Genomic DNA, 17,525 nt, shown 5'->3' on the forward strand with positions numbered 1-17,525 from the left:
TGGTCAACGTGACCAATTGTGCCCACGTTAACGTGTGGCTTATTACGTTCGAACTTAGCCTTAGCCATGAGATCTTCCTTTTTGAACTGCTCATGCAGGATCACTGCATGAGCGCTTGGTTTTTAACTATGAATTAGTTTGGGCTTATAGTAATCGAAAGATTACTCGTCGTCACCTTTTTTACCGCCAGACTGGAACTTAGCGATGATGCCTTCAGCCACGTTACGTGGAGTTTCAGCATATTTAGCAAATTCCATAGAGTAAGTCGCACGACCTTGAGACATAGAACGCATATGAGTTGCATAACCGAACATCTCAGCAAGTGGAACTTCAGCTTTAATTGCTTTAGTACCACCAGGTAGATCGTCCATACCCTGAACCATACCACGACGACGGTTTAAGTCACCCATGATATCGCCCATGTAGTCTTCTGGAGTTTCTACTTCAACTTTCATGATAGGTTCAAGAAGAACAGGATCTGCTTTCATGAAACCGTCACGGAAGGCATAAGAACCAGCCATCTTGAACGATAATTCGTCAGAATCGACATCATGGTAAGAACCATCGAACAATGTCGCTTTGATGCCAACTACTGGATAACCAGCAAGGACACCATTCTTCATACGTTCTTGGATACCTTTGTCAACTGCACCGAAGAATTCTTTAGGTACTACACCACCTACAACTTCTTCAGCGAATTCGTATTCTTTACCAGCTTCAGGATCAAGCGGTTCTAAACGTACGTATACGTGACCGAATTTACCTTTACCACCAGTTTGACGTACGAACTTACCTTCTTGCTCAACAGTCTTTTTGATTGTTTCGCGGTAAGCAACCATTGGTTTACCAATGTTCGCTTCAACGTTGAATTCACGTTTCATACGGTCAACGATGATGTCAAGGTGAAGCTCACCCATACCAGCAATAATGGTTTGACCAGATTCTTCGTCAGTACGAACGCGGAATGATGGATCTTCCTTAGCCAAACGACCTAAAGCGATAGACATTTTTTCTTGGTCAGCTTTAGTTTTTGGTTCAACAGCCAATGCAATTACTGGCTCTGGGAATTCCATACGTTCTAGAGTGATGATGTTTTTCTCATCACATAGTGTATCACCAGTAGTTACGTCTTTAAGACCTACACACGCAGCGATGTCACCAGCACGGATTTCTTCAACGTCTTGACGATCGTTCGCGTGCATTTGCACGATACGGCCGATACGTTCACGTTTAGATTTAACCGGGTTATAAACAGAATCACCTTGTTTAAGAACACCAGAGTAAACACGTACGAAAGTTAAGTTACCTACGAATTTGTCGTTCATGATTTTGAACGCAAGTGCAGAGAACGGAGCTTCGTCAGATGCTTCACGAATCGCTTTAGTTTCAGCTTTGTCGTCAAGAACACCTTCAATCGCTTTAACTTCTGTAGGTGATGGCAAGAATTCAATTACTGCGTCCAACATACGTTGAACACCTTTGTTTTTGAACGCTGTACCACAAAGCATTGGTTGAATTTCACAAGCCAATGTTTGAACACGTAGACCAGCAACGATTTGTTCTTTAGTCAAATCGCCATTGTTCAGGTATTCGTCCATTAACTCTTCAGAAGCTTCAGCAGCAGCTTCAACCATGTTTGTACGCCATTCTTCAGCAGTTTCTTGAAGATCAGCAGGGATTTCGCCGTACTCGAACTTCATACCTTGTGAAGCTTCGTCCCAAATGATCGCTTTCATTTCGATCAGGTCGATAACGCCTTGGAAGTTTTCTTCAGCGCCAACAGGGATTACTACAGGTACAGGGTGTGCACCAAGACGTGTTTTCATTTGTTCAACAACACGGAAGAAGTTTGCACCAGTACGGTCCATCTTGTTCACGAATGCTAAACGAGGCACTTGGTATTTGTTAGCTTGACGCCATACAGTTTCAGACTGAGGTTGTACACCACCTACAGCACAGTAAACCATACATGCACCATCAAGAACACGCATAGAACGCTCAACTTCGATTGTGAAGTCAACGTGTCCCGGGGTATCAATTACGTTGATACGGTGTTCTGGGAACTGCTTAGACATACCTGACCAGAATGTAGTGGTAGCAGCAGAAGTAATGGTAATACCACGTTCTTGCTCTTGCTCCATCCAGTCCATTGTTGCTGCACCATCATGTACTTCACCAATTTTGTGAGATACACCTGTGTAGAACAAGATACGTTCAGTAGTTGTGGTTTTACCCGCATCGATGTGCGCAGAAATACCAATATTACGGTAACGAGAAATTGGGGTTTGACGAGCCATGATCTCTTGCATTCCTAAATTTTGTTGTTTAAAACAGGACGCTTTAAGTTGCTAGCAACTTAAAGCGCTTTGATGACAATTGGGTGAAACCCATATCATCACCGTCCTGATAAGGGCCTGTTTTATTTGCTTAGAAACGGTAGTGAGAGAATGCTTTGTTGGCTTCAGCCATACGGTGCACATCTTCACGTTTTTTAACCGCTGCGCCTTTACCTTCAGATGCATCAAGCAACTCACCAGCAAGACGTAAAGCCATAGTTTTTTCAGAACGCTTAGCAGCAGCATCTACTAACCAACGCATAGCCAAGGCAGTACGACGGGATGGGCGCACTTCCATAGGTACTTGGTATGTAGCACCACCAACACGGCGTGCTTTTACTTCGACCATAGGGCGAACTTTTTCAAGAGTAGTCTCGAAAAATTCAACCGGATCTACTTTAGATTTTTCTTGAACGCGGTCTAAAGCACCGTAAACGATACTTTCAGCAATAGATTTTTTACCATCTTGCATTACGTGGTTCATGAATTTAGCGATTGTTTGGCTACTGAATTTCGGATCCGGAAGGATTTCACGAGCAGCGACTACGCGACGTCTTGGCATTTTAAACTACCTATAAATATGACACTTCAGGTTTATCCAGCATTAGCACAAAGTGTCATGTGCATTCGCTGGCCTTACTACACGTCGCTTGAATTTCACAAAATTAAATGCAGAAATCAGACAAGCGAGACGATAAAGGATTGCAGTTCTAGCGAACTAAGAAGTTAATCTCGAAAGATCAATTATTTCTTAGGACGTTTAGTACCGTATTTAGAACGAGACTGGTTACGATCTTTAACACCAGCACAGTCTAAAGAACCACGAACGGTATGGTAACGTACACCTGGTAAGTCTTTAACACGACCACCACGGATAAGAACAACACTGTGCTCTTGCAGGTTATGACCTTCACCACCGATGTAGCTAGAAACTTCAAAGCCTGAAGTTAAGCGAACACGGCAAACTTTACGCATTGCTGAGTTAGGTTTTTTAGGTGTAGTTGTGTAAACACGTGTACAAACACCACGGCGCTGTGGACAAGCCTTCAACGCAGGAACTTTAGATTTTTCAATCAAAGTCGTACGACCCTTACGGATCAACTGATTTGTTGTTGCCATTTGGCAATTCTCCCGTTAATAAAAAGCCCCAAAAACTACTACTTTTTGAGGGCATGCAATTGTAAGTCAAGATACAAAATTGGTCAACATGATAGAAGCAGGCAAATCCACATCCGCTCTTGCTTACAATTGCTTAGTACTTTCATATCCTTACTATTTTTCTTGCAGATTAATCTGCATCTTTAGTAACATCTTCTGTTGATTTTTTAGCAGAAGATTTTGTCGCTTTTTTTGGCTTTTGCTGTGCAGCTTCCGTGTCTACTTCGCTCTGATCATTTTCAGTATCAGCGACAGCGACTTCGGCCTCGTCTGTGACATCGCCCTCAGCTTCTGCCTGTGCAAGCGTATCTTCGATATCTTCAGGTGCCGGCTCACTCAGTGCTGGTTGCTGTACATGCTTATCCGCAACCGGTTCTACCAACTTATCGGCTAATGAATCTAAGCCTTCACTGACCTCTTCATCTTTTACTTTCTCTGTGACTTGAGAATCTGTCTTTTTCAGCACTTTTACCTGAGTAATATGATCATTTCCTTCAATCGGAATCTCTTTATCTAAAATTAACTCATCCCCGGTATGACCATTTTTCTTGATATTTTCCAGTAGTTTTGGTGCAGCCTGTTGCAGCAATGCTTTAGATTTTTCATAAGCCTCTAAAACAGAGGCAGAGCTGTCACGATGCTGTAGCAGATATTGACGTGCATTCGAGAACACATCCTGTGCTTTCTGATTAACATCCTCGACAAAACGGCGACTGTATACTGCGCCTACCCCAGCACCCGCTAACGGTACCAATTTAGATAGTTGTTCAATCAGGGAAACTTTCGGTATATGATTTATCCATTCCCATTTCGATTGACCATCTTCCTGATGCAGGAATTTGCGTAGCAGCTCAGTATCATTACTTGAACCCAACATGGCTTGCAGCTGGGAAATGTCATGGGTTTTTAAAGTAGCACCTAGCGCTCTTAAGCCCAACAATACAGTTTGCTTTTCTGCAATCAGACTCAGATCAATCTGACGGAAGATATGCTGCACGATATCCTGATCTTCTTCTTTACTTAAGTCAAAGCCATAAGAACGGCCGACCTGATAAATAGTACGCAGCGCCAGCACCAAAGATGCAGGAATATCCACTGCTGTACCAATTACCCCAGTTGCCCCTGAGAATGCACCTTGAACTGCAGCAATCCATTTATTCTGTTCACCAAACGCTTGAGAAATACGCTTAGAACGATCAACATCCTGGGTGAGTTCTTCCAGATCACGCACTCCCGCTTCATCAAGAATGGCATCTACTGAACTGATGTCATTGGTAAACTGATTTAGATGATCAAAGAAATAATCGGACACTTTTTCGCTAAACTTGGGCGAAATAAAATGCGTAACATTATTCACTGTATTGAAATGACGGCCAAACAACTGGCGCGATACACTCGGTAGATGTTCACGTAACATCTCCTGTGGATTGTCGTATTTTTTTGATTCAAATGGACTCTTGGCTTGAGCTGCACCATTGAGCACCTTATCTACATTCAGCGCTTGTGTGACCTTCGAAACTGAATCAGGTGCAACATGGTTGAATAGATCCAAACCTGTTGTACTGAACTTTTTCGCCACTCCAAACGCACTGGAGATGAAGCCATTTGATTGTTTATTATTGGTATTTGTCATTCCTTACCTCAGCGTGCACGTGCTTGTATTTTGTATAAATACTAGGTGCTAGCAGCGTTTATCTCAACCTTATTCTGTTTCATTTAGTAATCCCTCTGTGTAGGAATCTCTATTCGAATGTACAGCGTACTGGGCATAACATTTGCCATAAGATTTCAAAAATCTTTCTGTTATGATGTTCCTCATTGTGAACAATGGGTCAGCACCATATTTAACGCTTGATGAAAACGCTAAATATCTCCCCTGACCATAAAGATGAACTATAAGGATCTGTAGATGAAACGTGTTGTCATCACTGGTATGGGTATTAACTCATGCATCGGAAATACATTGGAAGATGTAACTCACTCTTTACAAAACGGGATTTCAGGCACACGTTTAAATCCAGTCTATGCTGAACTGAACTTTAAAAGTCATGTCAGCGCGGCTGCTGAGCAGGATTTTGACAATATCGACCGTCGTCTCAAACGCTTTATGGGTGTTTGTGCCATGTATGCCTATAATTCGGCAATTGCAGCGGTTGAGCATGCTGGTCTGAAACCGGAAGATCTGGCGGGCAACCCACGCTATGGTATTGCAGGCGGCTCAGGCGGTAACTCAACAGCATCTGTAATAGAAATGGCGAAATTACTCGAAGAAAAAGGTGCACGTAAAATTGGCCCGTTCTTCGTACCCCGCAATATGTCAAATACCATTACAGCCAACGTTGGTGTAGCGCTTAAACTTCAAGGTATTGCTCACTCAATTACCAGCGCATGCGCAACTTCTGCTGATGCGATTGGTTATGCCTACAACCTGATTCAATTGGGTAAACAGGACTTGATGCTTGCCGGTGGCGGTGAAGAAGATCACTGGTCTCAAAGCTTGCTGTTTGATGCGATGGGTGCGCTGTGCTCGAAATACAATGACACACCTGAAACTGCATCCCGTCCATATTCAGCAGACCGTGACGGTTTCGTGATTGCCGGCGGCGGCGGTTTCGTGGTGCTTGAATCCCTTGAACACGCTCAAGCACGTGGTGCCAATATTCTTGCGGAAGTCGTAGCTTATGCAGCGAACTCTGATGGTGCCGATATGGTTGCGCCAAGTGGTGAAGGTGCAACGCGTTGTGTATTGATGGCTTTAGAAGAAGCAAAACAGCATGGTGTAGACAAGATTGACTATGTAAATACGCATGGTACCTCTACTCCAGCAGGCGACATTACAGAACTTAAGGCAATGGAACGTGCGTTTGGTGAAGGCCAAGTTCCTTCACTTAGCTCGACCAAGTCTATGACAGGTCACAGCCTAGGTGCTGCTGGTGTTCAAGAAGCAATTTATTCAGTTCTGATGATGCAAAATGATTTTATTGCGCCAAACATCAACGTGACTGAGCTGGATGAAGGTGCGAAACCGTTTGATATCGTGCTTGAAAAACGTGACGCAAAATTGAATACTGTGATGAGTAACAGTTTCGGTTTCGGCGGCGTAAATGCTTGTCTCATCTTCAAAAAATGGGAAGGCTAAGCTGCCCAATTTAGGGTGACTTGATGGATGCTCCTTCTGATGCTTTCCTTTGGGTAAAAGCATTACATATTATTGCAGTGGTTTGCTGGTTCGCGGCTTTGTTCTACTTGCCACGTTTATATGTTTATCATGCCATGAGCGAAGATACCGTGAGTCATCAACGCTTTGAAGTCATGGAGCGTAAGCTGTACCGTGGCATCATGTGGCCGGCAATGCTGGCCACCCTGATTACGGCACACTTTCTGGTGGATTGGGGTGATGCAACGCGTCATTACCATGAAGCCTTATGGTTCTACCTTAAAGTCGGCCTGGTTGGCTTATTGGTGATTTACCATCTGGTCTGTGGTTATTACCGCAAGAAGCTGATTGATAATGCCCATTACAAGTCACACAAGTTTTGGCGTTATTTTAATGAGATGCCAACCCTACTCTTATTTGCAGTGGTGATTCTGGTGGTGGTTAAACCTACCTTCTAGTTTAGCTACTCAATAAAAAATCCCCGATCAGTCGGGGATTTTTTATGTCTTAGATTCTAAATTTACATCTCTACCTGAAGCTTACGAACTCTTGGCAGATACAGCAGGCGATAGGTCACCGCCAGAATTAACAGCCATAACGGACTGATCATCAAGGCTTTCAAGGTATCTGGTTCCAGACTCAAAATCACCAAAGCAAAGAACAGGAATGCCAGCACGATATAAGACATCCATACACCGCCCGGCATTTTAAAAGTCGAAGCAGTATGTTTTTCCGGTTGCTGCTTACGGTAGCGGATATAGCACACCATAATGATGCTCCAGATACTGATAAACAGGATCACACACAGTGAGCTCGCCAAGGTAAAGGCTTCCATCGTATTCGGTACAAAATACTGGAATGCTGCACCCAGCAGAATAAAAGTACAGGAGAACATCAGACCTTTCGCCGGTACTGCACGGCTCGACAGTTGTGCCAAGGCTTGTGGTGCCTGACCACCTCGTGCCAGGCCAAACAGCATCCGACTGGTGGAGAACACCCCACTATTCATCGAAGACATCACGGAAGACAAGACCACAAAGTTCATGATAATGGCGGACGTTGGAATCCCCGCATATAAGAACAGGCTGACGAACGGACTCTGATCCGCGGGAATCTGGCTCCATGGCGTGACTGCCATAATCACCAGCAATGACAATACGTAGAACAGAATGATACGGGTTGGAATCGCATTGACGGCTTTAGGTAAATTCTTTTCCGGGTCTTTGGTTTCAGCCGCCATGGTACCCAGCAACTCTACTCCCACGAAAGCAAACATCGCGATCTGGAAACCGGCCAGAAAGCCAGTCACACCTTTCGGGAACAGCCCATCTGACCAGACATGACTAAAGCTGGCCGTCGCACCGCTTGGCGCCTGAAAACCACTAAAGACCATATAACCACCGACAAAAATCAGGCCAATAATTGCCAGAATCTTGATCAGGGCAAACCAGAACTCAATCTCACCAAAGAGTTTTACTGTCACCAGGTTAATACCCAGAATCAAGAGCACACAGGCAGCGCTGATCAGCGCCTGTCCCGTCGGGGTAAAGGCTGTACCTTCGGGTAACCAGAAATTCAGGTAGTTAATAATCGCAGCCAGATCGGCAATACCGACCAGCACCCAGCCCAACCAGTACGACCAGCCAATGTAATAGCCTGCACCCGGACCGATCAGATCATGTGCCATATCAATAAAAGACTTGTACTGCAGATTCGACAGCAGCATTTCACCAAGAGCACGCATTAAAAAGAAAAACATCCCGCCAATGATCATATAGATCAGCAGGATCGAAGGGCCAGCCAGGGCGATGGTCTTCCCCGACCCCATAAACAGGCCGGTACCGATACAGCCACCAATGGCAATCAGCTGTAAATGCCGATTAGATAACTTGCGTTGTAGCTCATGTTGCGACGGCGCTGCGTCATCTCTAGAGGGTGTAGTATTCATCTTCAGTTCCTTTTTCGCATTAGACCCTTGCCCGCCTGATCAGATTTCCTCCTGAAATCCTGATTCAGATGCAGTTTCATTTAATAAGTTAAATGATCGGGTCTGATGTTGTTACAAAATTAAGTTGGGAGATTTCAAACATCAAAACAACTTAGGGCTGTGCTGCAATCACTGCAATTTCAATCAGCCAGTCTGGATTGACCAGATCCGCCTGAATGGTGGCACGTGTCGGAGTGTTATGACCTTGCAGCCATTCCACCCAGAGTTGGTTTACGCTGCTAAAGTCAGCTAAATGCTTGATAAATAATTGCGCCGAAAGCAACCGGCTTTTATCAGTATTTGCCAGCGCAAGCAGTTCATCAATCTTGGCAAAGACCTCCAAGGTCTGTCCGTGTATATCCAGATCGGTACGTGTTGGCACCTGCCCTGACAAATACACGGTCTTGTTGTGAATAGTGGCAGCACTCATCACCTGATTGCTGCGGATACGTTGAATATCGCTATGTTCCATCATAAATTTTCCTCTCCATTTTTTCCGTTAATGGGTCAATATTGAATTTCAGGTTTCAACCTGAATCGGCACACGGGCGGTAATGCCACACATCAACTCATAGCCCACTGTTCCTGATCCTGCTGCAACTTCATCAATGGGCAGCACTGTGCCGTGGGTCGACCGCCCCCAGAGCACCACTTCACTACCAATGTTCGTTTGAGAAAGTTCAGTCAGATCAACTGTCAGCATATCCATACTGACCCGCCCAATGGTTTGGGTTCTAACACCATCCACCAGCACTGGTGTACCGGTCTGGCTAATGCGCTGATAACCATCCGCGTAACCACAAGCCACAACACCAATTCGCATCGCCTGCTCCGCAACAAAGTTGGACCCATAACCGACACTTTGCCCAGCCTGAATATCTTGAATGGCAATGATTTCACTGCGTAAGCTCATACTTGGTTGGAGATTCCAGTCTTGAATACTATGGCTTGGATAATCTGGTGAACTGCCATAGAGCATGATGCCGCTACGTACAATATCGGAATGCAAGCTTTGATGATGGCGTAGAATGGCTGCACTATTACTGAGTGAGGTTTCAGCCTCAAGCCCCTGAATGGTCTGGCTAAAAATCAGGTTTTGATATTCAATACCATCCAACCCAAAACGCTCGCCATCCGCATCAGAGAAATGGGTCATATGGGTTATGGAACGGACATTATTTAGCTGGTGCAGCTCCTGCCAGATTTCTGCATATTCATGCGGCTGAAAACCTAAACGGTTCATGCCGCTATTCATTTTCAAGAACACATCAAACTGTGCATCCGGGACTATTTCTGCAAACTGTTTCAGCCATTGCACTTGATGCCGGGAATGAATGGCAAAGCTCATGTCATGCTTCGCACATGCAAATAAATCCGCTAGCGCAAAAATACCTTCGAGCAACAGCAGCGGTTTTTTGCATCCCAGTGCACGTAGCCGCTTGCCTTCTTCAATATCCAGAAAAGCAAAACCGTCTGCAGACTGAAATGCCGCATAAACCCGTTCAATGCCATGACCATAGGCATTGGCTTTGAGCACAGCATACACTTCAGCATTCGGAGCAGAAGCTTTAGCAATATTCAGGTTATGCTGCAATGCATCTAAATGCACTACAGCTTGAATTGGACGTGGCATAGATTCTTCCTTGAAACAGTAATTTAAGCCGCGTGTGAATAGCGTCCGAGTGACAACCCTTCCGTGCTAATCTCGGTTTTATGATTCAGCACCATGTCACTGATCAACTTGCCCGAACCACAGGCCATGGTCCAACCCAGGGTGCCATGTCCGGTATTCAGAAACAGGTTTTTAAAACGCGTTGCGCCAATAATTGGGGTACTGTCTGGGGTCATTGGGCGTAAACCGGTCCAGAAACTCGCTTCTGCCAGATTCCCACCCGGGAACAATTCCTGAGTGACCATTTCCAATGTGGCACGGCGATTGTCTTTTAAATTATGGTTAAAGCCACTTAGCTCAGCCATACCGCCGACACGAATGCGCTGGTCAAAGCGAGTGATGGCAATCTTATAGGTCTCATCCAGCACCGTAGATTGCGGCGCAAAATCGGCATCAACGATTGGAATCGTGAGTGAATAGCCTTTTACTGGATAAACTGGTAAATCCAGATGCAACGGTTTCAAGAAATCACGTGAATAACTACCAAATGCCAGCACGTATTTGTCCGCAGTGAATACCTGACCATTGACGACAACACCTTTAATTTCATTGCCCTCAGTTAGCAGATGTTCCACATTCTGGTTAAACTTGAACTGTACTCCCAATTCTTTGGCAACATTGGCTAAGGCGTTGGTAAATAGATAGCAATCACCGGTTTCATCATTGGGTAAATGTAAGCCACCGACCAGTTTATCTTGAGCATGTGCCAAGGCAGGTTCAACTTTTGCCAAATCAGCTCCCAGTAACAATTCATGCGGCACACCACACTCTTGCAATACAGCGATATCACGTTGCACCATATCCAACTGGGCTTCATTACGAAATACCTGTAAAGTACCTTTGGAACGATGCTCATAGCTGATCCCGGTTTCTTTACGCAATTCACGTAAACAGTCACGGCTATATTCAGCCACACGGGTCATACGTTCTTTATTAATGGCATAGCTGGCTGGATTACAGTTTTTCAGCATTTGCGCCATCCAGTTCAACTGCCACATGCTGCCATCTAAATTAATCGCCAAGGGTGCGTGATGCTGAAACATCCATTTCACTGCTTTGAATGGAATGCCAGGTGCTGCCCACGGTGTCGAGTAACCTGGAGAGATTTGGCCTGCATTACCAAAACTGGTTTCTTCAGCAGGGCCAGTCTGACGGTCAAGTACAGTAACTTCTGCACCCTGCTGTGCCAGATAATAGGCACTTGCCACACCAATTACACCACTACCTAAGACCAAAACACGCATTGCCTTACCCTCAAAATCCTTCTAGTTGATTTAACTAGTATATTTTTGGATCAATAGTTAATTTCACTGTTTTAAAGTAATATATTCAGTGAATCCACTAGATTTCTCGCGTGATTTTAAAAAATTAAGGGAATAATGAATGCGCAAATTAGACCGTATTGATCGTATGATTCTGGATATTCTGCAACGTGATGGACGTATTGCGATTAGTGAACTGGCAGCTCGGGTGAACCTATCCACCACCCCGTGCTCTGAGCGTGTGAAGCGACTGGAACGCGATGGCATTATCATGGGCTATTACGCCCGACTCAATCCAGAAAAGCTGGAACGCAATTTACTGGTCTTTCTTGAAATCAAACTTTCAGCCAAATCCGGTGATGTATTTGAGCAGGTCGCACGAGACCTGAGTGAAATTCCTGAAGTACTGGAATGCCATTTGATTTCTGGAGATTTTGATTATCTGGTCAAAGCGCGCCTGAAAGAGATGAGTGCTTATCGCCGCCTGTTGGGCGATCTATTAAAGAAACTACCTTCTTCCGCCTCTTCACACAGTTATGTGGTGATGGAGGAAGTAAAAGAGACGCTATATCTGGATGTCGGTATTTAATACTCTAGTTATCGACAATAACAACAAAGCTCCCAAAAGGAGCTTTGCCATTAATCTGAAAAATCTGAAAGTTCAAAAATATTAATCAGGAATACGTAGTACCTGACCCGGGAAAATATCATCAGCATCTTTTAATAATGGACGGTTGGCTTCAAAAATCTTGTTGTATTGATTGGCATCACCATAAAATTCTTTAGAAATTTTTGACAAACTGTCGCCTGATTTTACCGTGTAAAATTTACTTTCTGGTTCAGGGCTGCTCACCGTAAGCTGGTCATCCACTTTGGCCACATGATCAATATTTCCTACCGCGAGAATAATTTTTTCACGATCGGCCTGATTTTGTACCTGCCCACGCACAGTTGCCAGATCAGAAGTAGAGTTATAGCTAATTGACAAACCTTTAATTGGCAACCCTAAACTTTTAACATGACCCAATAACTTGTTGGCAATTTCTTGTGCCGATGGCTCTGCCGGAGCTGCTTTAGGCGCAGCCGCAGGTGATTGTTGTGCAGCAGGTGTCTGTTGCGGTTCTGCCGCTGCGGTATTTTTCTTACCAATACCTTTTACAAAATCAAAAATACCCATGGAAGACTCCCTTATTGTTGTCTGATTTTTTATCTCCCTATTGTTTATAGCGGAATTCACCTAAGCAGAAGTTAATCATTGGTAAGCTTCCTGTTAATGAATGTAAGTTACCACTAAGAAAAACACAGGCACAAAAAAAACCACCTTGCGGTGGTCTTTAGGCTTAGCAGCGCTAAGAATCAACGATTAACCAAGTTTTTTAGAAACGTAGTCGATCGCAGATTGAACAGTTGTGATTTCGTTAGAATCTTCATCAGGAATTGTGATGTCGAAGTCATTTTCGAAAGACATTACCAGTTCAACTAGGTCTAGAGAGTCAGCACCCAAGTCATCCATGAAAGATGCTTCGTTTTTAATCTCTTCGATTTTGATACCAAGTTGTTCTGCAACCGCTTGCTTAACGCGTTGTTCGATATCGCTCACAGGAATTCTCCTCATTGCTTGTGGCGTTTTTAATGCCGTTAGTTTAATTGAATCTAAAAAATTTGGAAAGTTTATACTTAAGCCCCTTAGCTCATGTATAAACCACCATTCACGTGAATTACAGTACCTGTAATGTAACTTGCCTTGTCAGAAGCTAAGAAACTTACGGCATTTGCGATATCTTGTGGATCACCGAGACGGTTCAATGCCACTTGATCACTCATTTTCTTGCGAATTTCTTCACTTAACTGTTCAGTCATCTCAGTGGCAATAAAGCCTGGTGCCACAGAGTTTACCGTAATTTGACGGCTACCCATTTCTTTTGCAAGACTGCGGCTAAACGCTTCGATACCTGCTTTGGCAGCAGAATAGTTCGCCTGACCCGGGTTAGCAAAATGCGCCACTACAGAGCTGATGTTAATGATACGACCGAAACGTGCCTTGGTCATGCCTTTCAGGACACGCTTGGAAAGTCGATAAACGGCTTTCAGATGAATGTTCAGGATATCGTCCCAGTCATCTTCTGACATACGCAGCAACAGGTTATCTTTGGTAATACCAGCATTGTTCACTAACGCAAGAACTGGACCATAGTTCTGTTCAATTTCAGTCACCAGTGCATCAATGGCTGCGCCATCACGCACATCAAGGACTTTACCTGCGCCATTTTCAGCAAACTGTTCAGATAATTTCTCAGCGCCAGCTTCAGAAGTGGCAGTTCCTACCACAAAGTAGCCATCCTGAATGAGTTGTTGTGCAATTGCAGCACCAATGCCGCGGCTTGCACCTGTCACCAAGGCAACTTTACGTTCCTGTGTCATGCAATTTTCCCTTCTGCCACCAATACGGTGTTTAATGCATCTTCCAGACGGGATTGAGTATCCAGTGGAAGTGCTTTTTCGATATTTGGTAAACGTTTTGCCATATTGGCAAGTACATTCCCCGGACCGCATTCCACGATATATGCAATACCTTCATCTTGAAGGAACTGCAAGGTTTTGGTCCATTGTACAGATTCATATAATTGCGCAGTCAGTGCCTGACGTAATGCGTTCACATCTGTTGCGATTTCCGCGCCCACATTTTGTATTACAGGAATACGTGGTAGCTCAATGGCAGTTTGTTCCAAAGCCGTAGCAAACTGTTCAGCGGCAGGTTTCATCAGTGAACAGTGGGATGGAACAGATACGGGCAATGCAATCGCTTTAGCGCCAATTTCTTTTGCCAGTTCAATTACCGCATCAACACGATCTTTGTTCCCTGCAATAACGATTTGACCTTTGGCATTGTAATTTGCCGCTTCAACCGAACCTTCACCGGCTGCTGTTGCCTGTGCACAAAGTTCAACAACCTGAGCATCTTCCAAACCCAGAATTGCCGCCATTGCACCCACACCTTGTGGGACTGCATCTTGCATCAGCTTACCGCGCAGGTTGACCAGTTTCACTGCATCACCCAGGCTTAACGCACCCGCCGCAACCAGTGCACTGTATTCACCTAAAGAATGGCCAGCCAGATACTTTGGTGCAACACCACCCAGTTCCAGCCATGCACGCCATAATGCAATCGATGCAGTCAGAAGGACCGGTTGAGTGAATTCAGTCTGGTTCAGACCTTCGCCACTTTGTGCAATCTGCCACAGATCGAAGCCTACTGCTTCAGATGCCTCGGCAAATGTGTCACCTACACTACTAAACTGCTCAGCCAGTTCAGCGAGCATGCCCGCCTTCTGCGATCCCTGACCCGGGAATACAAATGCAGTTTTGGTTGCCTGAGCTGCTTGCTCGAGTTGTTTAGCAGACATAATAAAATCCTTTCGATTAAGAGGCGCTAATCTTCACAGAATTGATGAAAATTAACAGCTAAATACCACCTAACTCATTGTGGAGCGCAATTTAGCACGTAATTTTGGCTGGGGTAATTGCCAAATACAACAAAAAGCCCGACTTTATTAAAGCGCCTAAAAGTGACAGACAAAAAAAAGGGAGCTTAACGCTCCCATTTTTTCTATCAAGCTTGACGCTTAATACATCATTAATTATTCAGCAGATGCTTTAGCGAATAATTGACGACCACGGTAGATACCATCTTTAGATACGTGGTGACGACGATGAGTTTCACCAGTAGCTTGGTCTACAGTTAATGCATTCTCAGTTAAAGCGTCATGTGAACGGCGCATGTCACGGCGAGAGCGACTTTTACGGTTTTGCTGAACGGCCATGATGGCTCCTTACAAATATCGAAAAAATGGATCAGAACAAATTCGATTGTCTTATACGTATAAGTATAACACAAAAATTAGTTAAGTTTACCCTTCAAAGCTGCCAAAACTTCAAACGGATTGTCCCGTTTTTCTTCAACAACTTCTTCTTGAGCGGGTTGGTGCTTATGCTCACAAACATCATGCTTAGGAGACAACGGCATCAACAATAACAATTCATCTTCTATGAGTGCCAGTAAATCAGCGGTGGCAGGTGCATCATATGAACCTTTCGTCGTTGCTTCACTTTCACCTAAGACGATGAAATCAGCATCCTCATCCAAGCGCTCTATCAGTGATTCGTCATCTACAAGGGCAAGATGAAAATCTGAAACGAGTTCAATCTCAACGGTTTCCAGACAACGCTGGCATTCCATTGGAACTTTCGTTTCAACATGGCCATCTAGCCACACAATGCGATGATAAGCATCCATTGATAGCTTACAGTCTATGTTAATCAATTGATCATCAATTGATCCAACAGCTTCACGAGCAATACGAACAAAGCGGGATAAAGGCAGTTGACCTGACCATTTAAAGCCCTGTTCAGCCCATTTAAACGGCTCAATCTGTGCCGGAAAGGTATTTGCTGACATAATTAAGGCGGCAATTCTACAAATTCATCAGAACTCTGTCAAAGATTAAGATACAATTTTGTACTTATTTTTAGACAGACCAATTGGGTAATTTCAGTCATGCATCTGTTGCAGCCGCAAACAGAAGTGAATGTTTCATCACTCGTTAGCACACTTTCAACTCTGGATTCTGACAGCTCACTACAGCAAGTGCAACGCTTACCGTGGGCGAATGTATCGCCAGAAGCAGAACAGGTTGATTGGCTCATCTTACACTTTAATCACTGGTTTTCCCACCTAAATGTCACATTAGTCCGTGGTGATTTTGAACCAGAATATTTCCCGGCTACTGAAGATACTCCTGCCCGCATTCAATTTGCGCATGGTTTCTTCAATAGTGCCCTGCATGAGATCAGCCACTGGACCATTGCCGGTGACAAGCGTCGTCTATTGCCAGATCTGGGCTACTGGTATGCGCCGGATGGCCGCACCCAGGAACAGCAAGCTTTATTTGAACAGGTCGAAATCAAGCCCCAGGCGATTGAATGGATGTTTGCCAAAGCCTTTGGGCGTAAATTTCGCGTGTCTTTAGACAACCTGACCGGTGAAGGCGGCAATGGCAGCAGCTTTAAAGATAATGTCTATGCACAGGTACAGCGTTATTTTAGTGGTGAAGCCAAACTACCGCGTGATGCAAAACGTTTTATTGATTGTATCTGTGCCTGCACACGGAATGGCAAAAGTTTACAATCCGACGAATTTATTCGTGAAATGCTTGATTAAATTATACAAATTTATCGTTATTGAGATTGCATGTCCGTCGCAGGCAATCTCATAATAAAGTCAGCACAGGATCGGAGACAGAGTTTATGTTGCATTTACGCTTACACCCAGACAATCCCCAACCACGTTTGATCAGTCAGGCCGTGGAACGTATCCGTGCCGGCGATGTAATTGTTTATCCAACTGATGCCGCTTATGCAATTGGCTGCCAGATCGGAAATAAAAATGCCATGGAGCGCATTGCCCAGATTCGTGGTCTAGGCCCTAAGCACCAATATGCCATTCTCTGCTGTGACTTGTCGGACATTGCGACCTATGCCAAAGTGGACAATGCCGTATATCGTTTGCTGAAAAATAATACGCCTGCTGTCACTACTTTTATTCTGCCAGCCACCAGTGAAGTACCTAAACGTTTAATGCATCCGAAGAAAAAAACCATCGGTTTACGTATCCCCAGCAATCCCGTGTGTCAGATGCTGCTTCAAGAACTGGGTGAACCCCTGTTAACCTCAACCCTGATCCTGCCAGATCAGACTGATCCAATGGATGATCCATACGAGATTGAAATGCAGCTCGGCAAACGCATCGATGTATTTATTGATAGTGGCCTAGGTACATTAAGCACAACTTCTATCGTGGATTTATCGGGTGATCAGCCTGAAGTGATTCGCCGTGGTGTCGGTGATGTAAGTGCTTTTGAATAATTAAAACGTTTTAATTCAGTTTTAGGAGGAA

19 protein-coding genes are annotated in these 17,525 nt (G+C 44.5%); 5 read left to right on the plus strand and 14 right to left on the minus strand.

Annotated elements, in window-relative coordinates; all coding sequences use genetic code 11:
• Positions 1-161: 161 nt before the first annotated feature.
• The 4 genes from fusA to C8322_RS09360 form a co-directional block, all read right to left on the minus strand.
• The gene (gene fusA, locus C8322_RS09345; RefSeq protein ID WP_004811169.1) at positions 162-2,297 is read right to left on the minus strand and encodes an elongation factor G; all 2,136 of its coding nucleotides are present in this window, start codon (positions 2,295-2,297) and stop codon (positions 162-164) included.
• A gap of 130 nt (positions 2,298-2,427) precedes the next feature.
• Positions 2,428-2,898, minus strand: coding sequence for a 30S ribosomal protein S7 (rpsG, locus tag C8322_RS09350; RefSeq protein ID WP_004279240.1), 471 nt, complete (start codon positions 2,896-2,898; stop codon positions 2,428-2,430).
• 182 nt (positions 2,899-3,080) lie between these two features.
• On the minus strand, positions 3,081-3,455 hold the full coding sequence (rpsL, locus tag C8322_RS09355) for a 30S ribosomal protein S12 (RefSeq protein ID WP_004648013.1): 375 nt from the start codon (positions 3,453-3,455) through the stop codon (positions 3,081-3,083).
• A gap of 169 nt (positions 3,456-3,624) precedes the next feature.
• Positions 3,625-5,127: an EcsC family protein gene (locus tag C8322_RS09360; RefSeq protein ID WP_004811170.1), complete on the minus strand. Its 1,503-nt coding sequence runs from the start codon at positions 5,125-5,127 to the stop codon at positions 3,625-3,627.
• Positions 5,128-5,403: 276 nt separating this feature from the next.
• On the opposite strand from C8322_RS09360, the gene C8322_RS09365 reads away from it, so the two are divergent.
• The gene (locus C8322_RS09365) at positions 5,404-6,633 is read left to right on the plus strand and encodes a beta-ketoacyl synthase N-terminal-like domain-containing protein (protein ID WP_004811172.1); all 1,230 of its coding nucleotides are present in this window, start codon (positions 5,404-5,406) and stop codon (positions 6,631-6,633) included.
• Between the two features lie 23 nt (positions 6,634-6,656).
• Complete coding sequence (locus C8322_RS09370) at positions 6,657-7,109, plus strand: CopD family protein (RefSeq protein WP_004811175.1); 453 nt, start codon at positions 6,657-6,659, stop codon at positions 7,107-7,109.
• 62 nt (positions 7,110-7,171) lie between these two features.
• Here C8322_RS09370 and C8322_RS09375 read toward each other — a convergent pair whose 3' ends face one another.
• The 4 genes from C8322_RS09375 to C8322_RS09390 all read right to left on the minus strand — a co-directional run bounded on the left by C8322_RS09375 (position 7,172) and on the right by C8322_RS09390 (position 11,554).
• Entirely contained in the window at positions 7,172-8,599 is a 1,428-nt protein-coding gene (locus C8322_RS09375) for an amino acid permease (protein WP_004811176.1), read from the minus strand.
• A gap of 151 nt (positions 8,600-8,750) precedes the next feature.
• Positions 8,751-9,110, minus strand: coding sequence for a RidA family protein (locus tag C8322_RS09380; protein ID WP_034424226.1), 360 nt, complete (start codon positions 9,108-9,110; stop codon positions 8,751-8,753).
• Between the two features lie 48 nt (positions 9,111-9,158).
• Positions 9,159-10,271 carry an alanine racemase gene (gene alr / locus C8322_RS09385; RefSeq protein WP_004811180.1) on the minus strand — a complete coding sequence of 371 codons (1,113 nt, stop codon included), beginning with the start codon at positions 10,269-10,271 and terminating at the stop codon, positions 9,159-9,161.
• A gap of 23 nt (positions 10,272-10,294) precedes the next feature.
• Positions 10,295-11,554, minus strand: coding sequence for a D-amino acid dehydrogenase (locus C8322_RS09390; RefSeq protein ID WP_004811182.1), 1,260 nt, complete (start codon positions 11,552-11,554; stop codon positions 10,295-10,297).
• A 139-nt stretch (positions 11,555-11,693) separates the two neighbouring features.
• Between C8322_RS09390 and C8322_RS09395 the strand changes: the two genes are divergently transcribed.
• The gene (locus C8322_RS09395; RefSeq protein WP_004811183.1) at positions 11,694-12,161 is read left to right on the plus strand and encodes an Lrp/AsnC ligand binding domain-containing protein; all 468 of its coding nucleotides are present in this window, start codon (positions 11,694-11,696) and stop codon (positions 12,159-12,161) included.
• A gap of 81 nt (positions 12,162-12,242) precedes the next feature.
• Here the strand turns inward: C8322_RS09395 and lysM are convergent, their stop codons facing one another.
• The 6 genes from lysM to C8322_RS09425 form a co-directional block, all read right to left on the minus strand.
• Positions 12,243-12,749: a peptidoglycan-binding protein LysM gene (lysM, locus tag C8322_RS09400; RefSeq protein WP_076753146.1), complete on the minus strand. Its 507-nt coding sequence runs from the start codon at positions 12,747-12,749 to the stop codon at positions 12,243-12,245.
• Positions 12,750-12,935: 186 nt separating this feature from the next.
• Positions 12,936-13,172 (minus strand): acyl carrier protein, encoded by a 237-nt coding sequence (acpP, locus tag C8322_RS09405; protein ID WP_004646101.1) that lies wholly within the window; start codon positions 13,170-13,172, stop codon positions 12,936-12,938.
• Positions 13,173-13,258: 86 nt separating this feature from the next.
• On the minus strand, positions 13,259-13,993 hold the full coding sequence (gene fabG / locus C8322_RS09410) for a 3-oxoacyl-ACP reductase FabG (RefSeq protein ID WP_103800226.1): 735 nt from the start codon (positions 13,991-13,993) through the stop codon (positions 13,259-13,261).
• Positions 13,990-14,976, minus strand: a complete 987-nt coding sequence (gene fabD / locus C8322_RS09415; protein WP_103800227.1) for an ACP S-malonyltransferase — start codon at positions 14,974-14,976, stop codon at positions 13,990-13,992. Before fabD ends, fabG begins: the two co-directional genes overlap by 4 nt.
• A gap of 234 nt (positions 14,977-15,210) precedes the next feature.
• Positions 15,211-15,393, minus strand: coding sequence for a 50S ribosomal protein L32 (rpmF, locus tag C8322_RS09420; protein WP_004279227.1), 183 nt, complete (start codon positions 15,391-15,393; stop codon positions 15,211-15,213).
• A 77-nt stretch (positions 15,394-15,470) separates the two neighbouring features.
• Positions 15,471-16,028, minus strand: a complete 558-nt coding sequence (locus tag C8322_RS09425; protein WP_004811191.1) for a YceD family protein — start codon at positions 16,026-16,028, stop codon at positions 15,471-15,473.
• Positions 16,029-16,127: 99 nt separating this feature from the next.
• On the opposite strand from C8322_RS09425, the gene C8322_RS09430 reads away from it, so the two are divergent.
• Complete coding sequence (locus tag C8322_RS09430; protein ID WP_103800228.1) at positions 16,128-16,790, plus strand: elongation factor P hydroxylase; 663 nt, start codon at positions 16,128-16,130, stop codon at positions 16,788-16,790.
• 86 nt (positions 16,791-16,876) lie between these two features.
• A complete protein-coding gene (locus C8322_RS09435) occupies positions 16,877-17,494 on the plus strand; it encodes an L-threonylcarbamoyladenylate synthase (protein ID WP_103800229.1) in 618 nt (205 codons plus the stop codon).
• Positions 17,495-17,525: the final 31 nt, after the last annotated feature.

The organism is Acinetobacter sp. SM1B (genome assembly GCF_003289665.1).
Taxonomy (GTDB): Bacteria; Pseudomonadota; Gammaproteobacteria; order Pseudomonadales; family Moraxellaceae; genus Acinetobacter; species Acinetobacter schindleri.

Coding starts and splice junctions, on each gene's coding strand:
- C8322_RS09370 (WP_004811175.1), top strand. CDS start 6,657: ATGGATGCTCCTTCTGATGCTTTCCTTTGGGTAAAAGCATTACATATT.
- fabD (WP_103800227.1), bottom strand. CDS start 14,976: ATGTCTGCTAAACAACTCGAGCAAGCAGCTCAGGCAACCAAAACTGCA.
- C8322_RS09390 (WP_004811182.1), bottom strand. CDS start 11,554: ATGCGTGTTTTGGTCTTAGGTAGTGGTGTAATTGGTGTGGCAAGTGCC.
- lysM (WP_076753146.1), bottom strand. CDS start 12,749: ATGGGTATTTTTGATTTTGTAAAAGGTATTGGTAAGAAAAATACCGCA.
- C8322_RS09395 (WP_004811183.1), top strand. CDS start 11,694: ATGCGCAAATTAGACCGTATTGATCGTATGATTCTGGATATTCTGCAA.
- C8322_RS09425 (WP_004811191.1), bottom strand. CDS start 16,028: ATGTCAGCAAATACCTTTCCGGCACAGATTGAGCCGTTTAAATGGGCT.
- C8322_RS09360 (WP_004811170.1), bottom strand. CDS start 5,127: ATGACAAATACCAATAATAAACAATCAAATGGCTTCATCTCCAGTGCG.
- rpsL (WP_004648013.1), bottom strand. CDS start 3,455: ATGGCAACAACAAATCAGTTGATCCGTAAGGGTCGTACGACTTTGATT.
- alr (WP_004811180.1), bottom strand. CDS start 10,271: ATGCCACGTCCAATTCAAGCTGTAGTGCATTTAGATGCATTGCAGCAT.
- fusA (WP_004811169.1), bottom strand. CDS start 2,297: ATGGCTCGTCAAACCCCAATTTCTCGTTACCGTAATATTGGTATTTCT.
- C8322_RS09430 (WP_103800228.1), top strand. CDS start 16,128: ATGCATCTGTTGCAGCCGCAAACAGAAGTGAATGTTTCATCACTCGTT.
- C8322_RS09375 (WP_004811176.1), bottom strand. CDS start 8,599: ATGAATACTACACCCTCTAGAGATGACGCAGCGCCGTCGCAACATGAG.
- rpsG (WP_004279240.1), bottom strand. CDS start 2,898: ATGCCAAGACGTCGCGTAGTCGCTGCTCGTGAAATCCTTCCGGATCCG.
- C8322_RS09365 (WP_004811172.1), top strand. CDS start 5,404: ATGAAACGTGTTGTCATCACTGGTATGGGTATTAACTCATGCATCGGA.
- C8322_RS09380 (WP_034424226.1), bottom strand. CDS start 9,110: ATGGAACATAGCGATATTCAACGTATCCGCAGCAATCAGGTGATGAGT.
- rpmF (WP_004279227.1), bottom strand. CDS start 15,393: ATGGCCGTTCAGCAAAACCGTAAAAGTCGCTCTCGCCGTGACATGCGC.
- fabG (WP_103800226.1), bottom strand. CDS start 13,993: ATGACACAGGAACGTAAAGTTGCCTTGGTGACAGGTGCAAGCCGCGGC.
- C8322_RS09435 (WP_103800229.1), top strand. CDS start 16,877: ATGTTGCATTTACGCTTACACCCAGACAATCCCCAACCACGTTTGATC.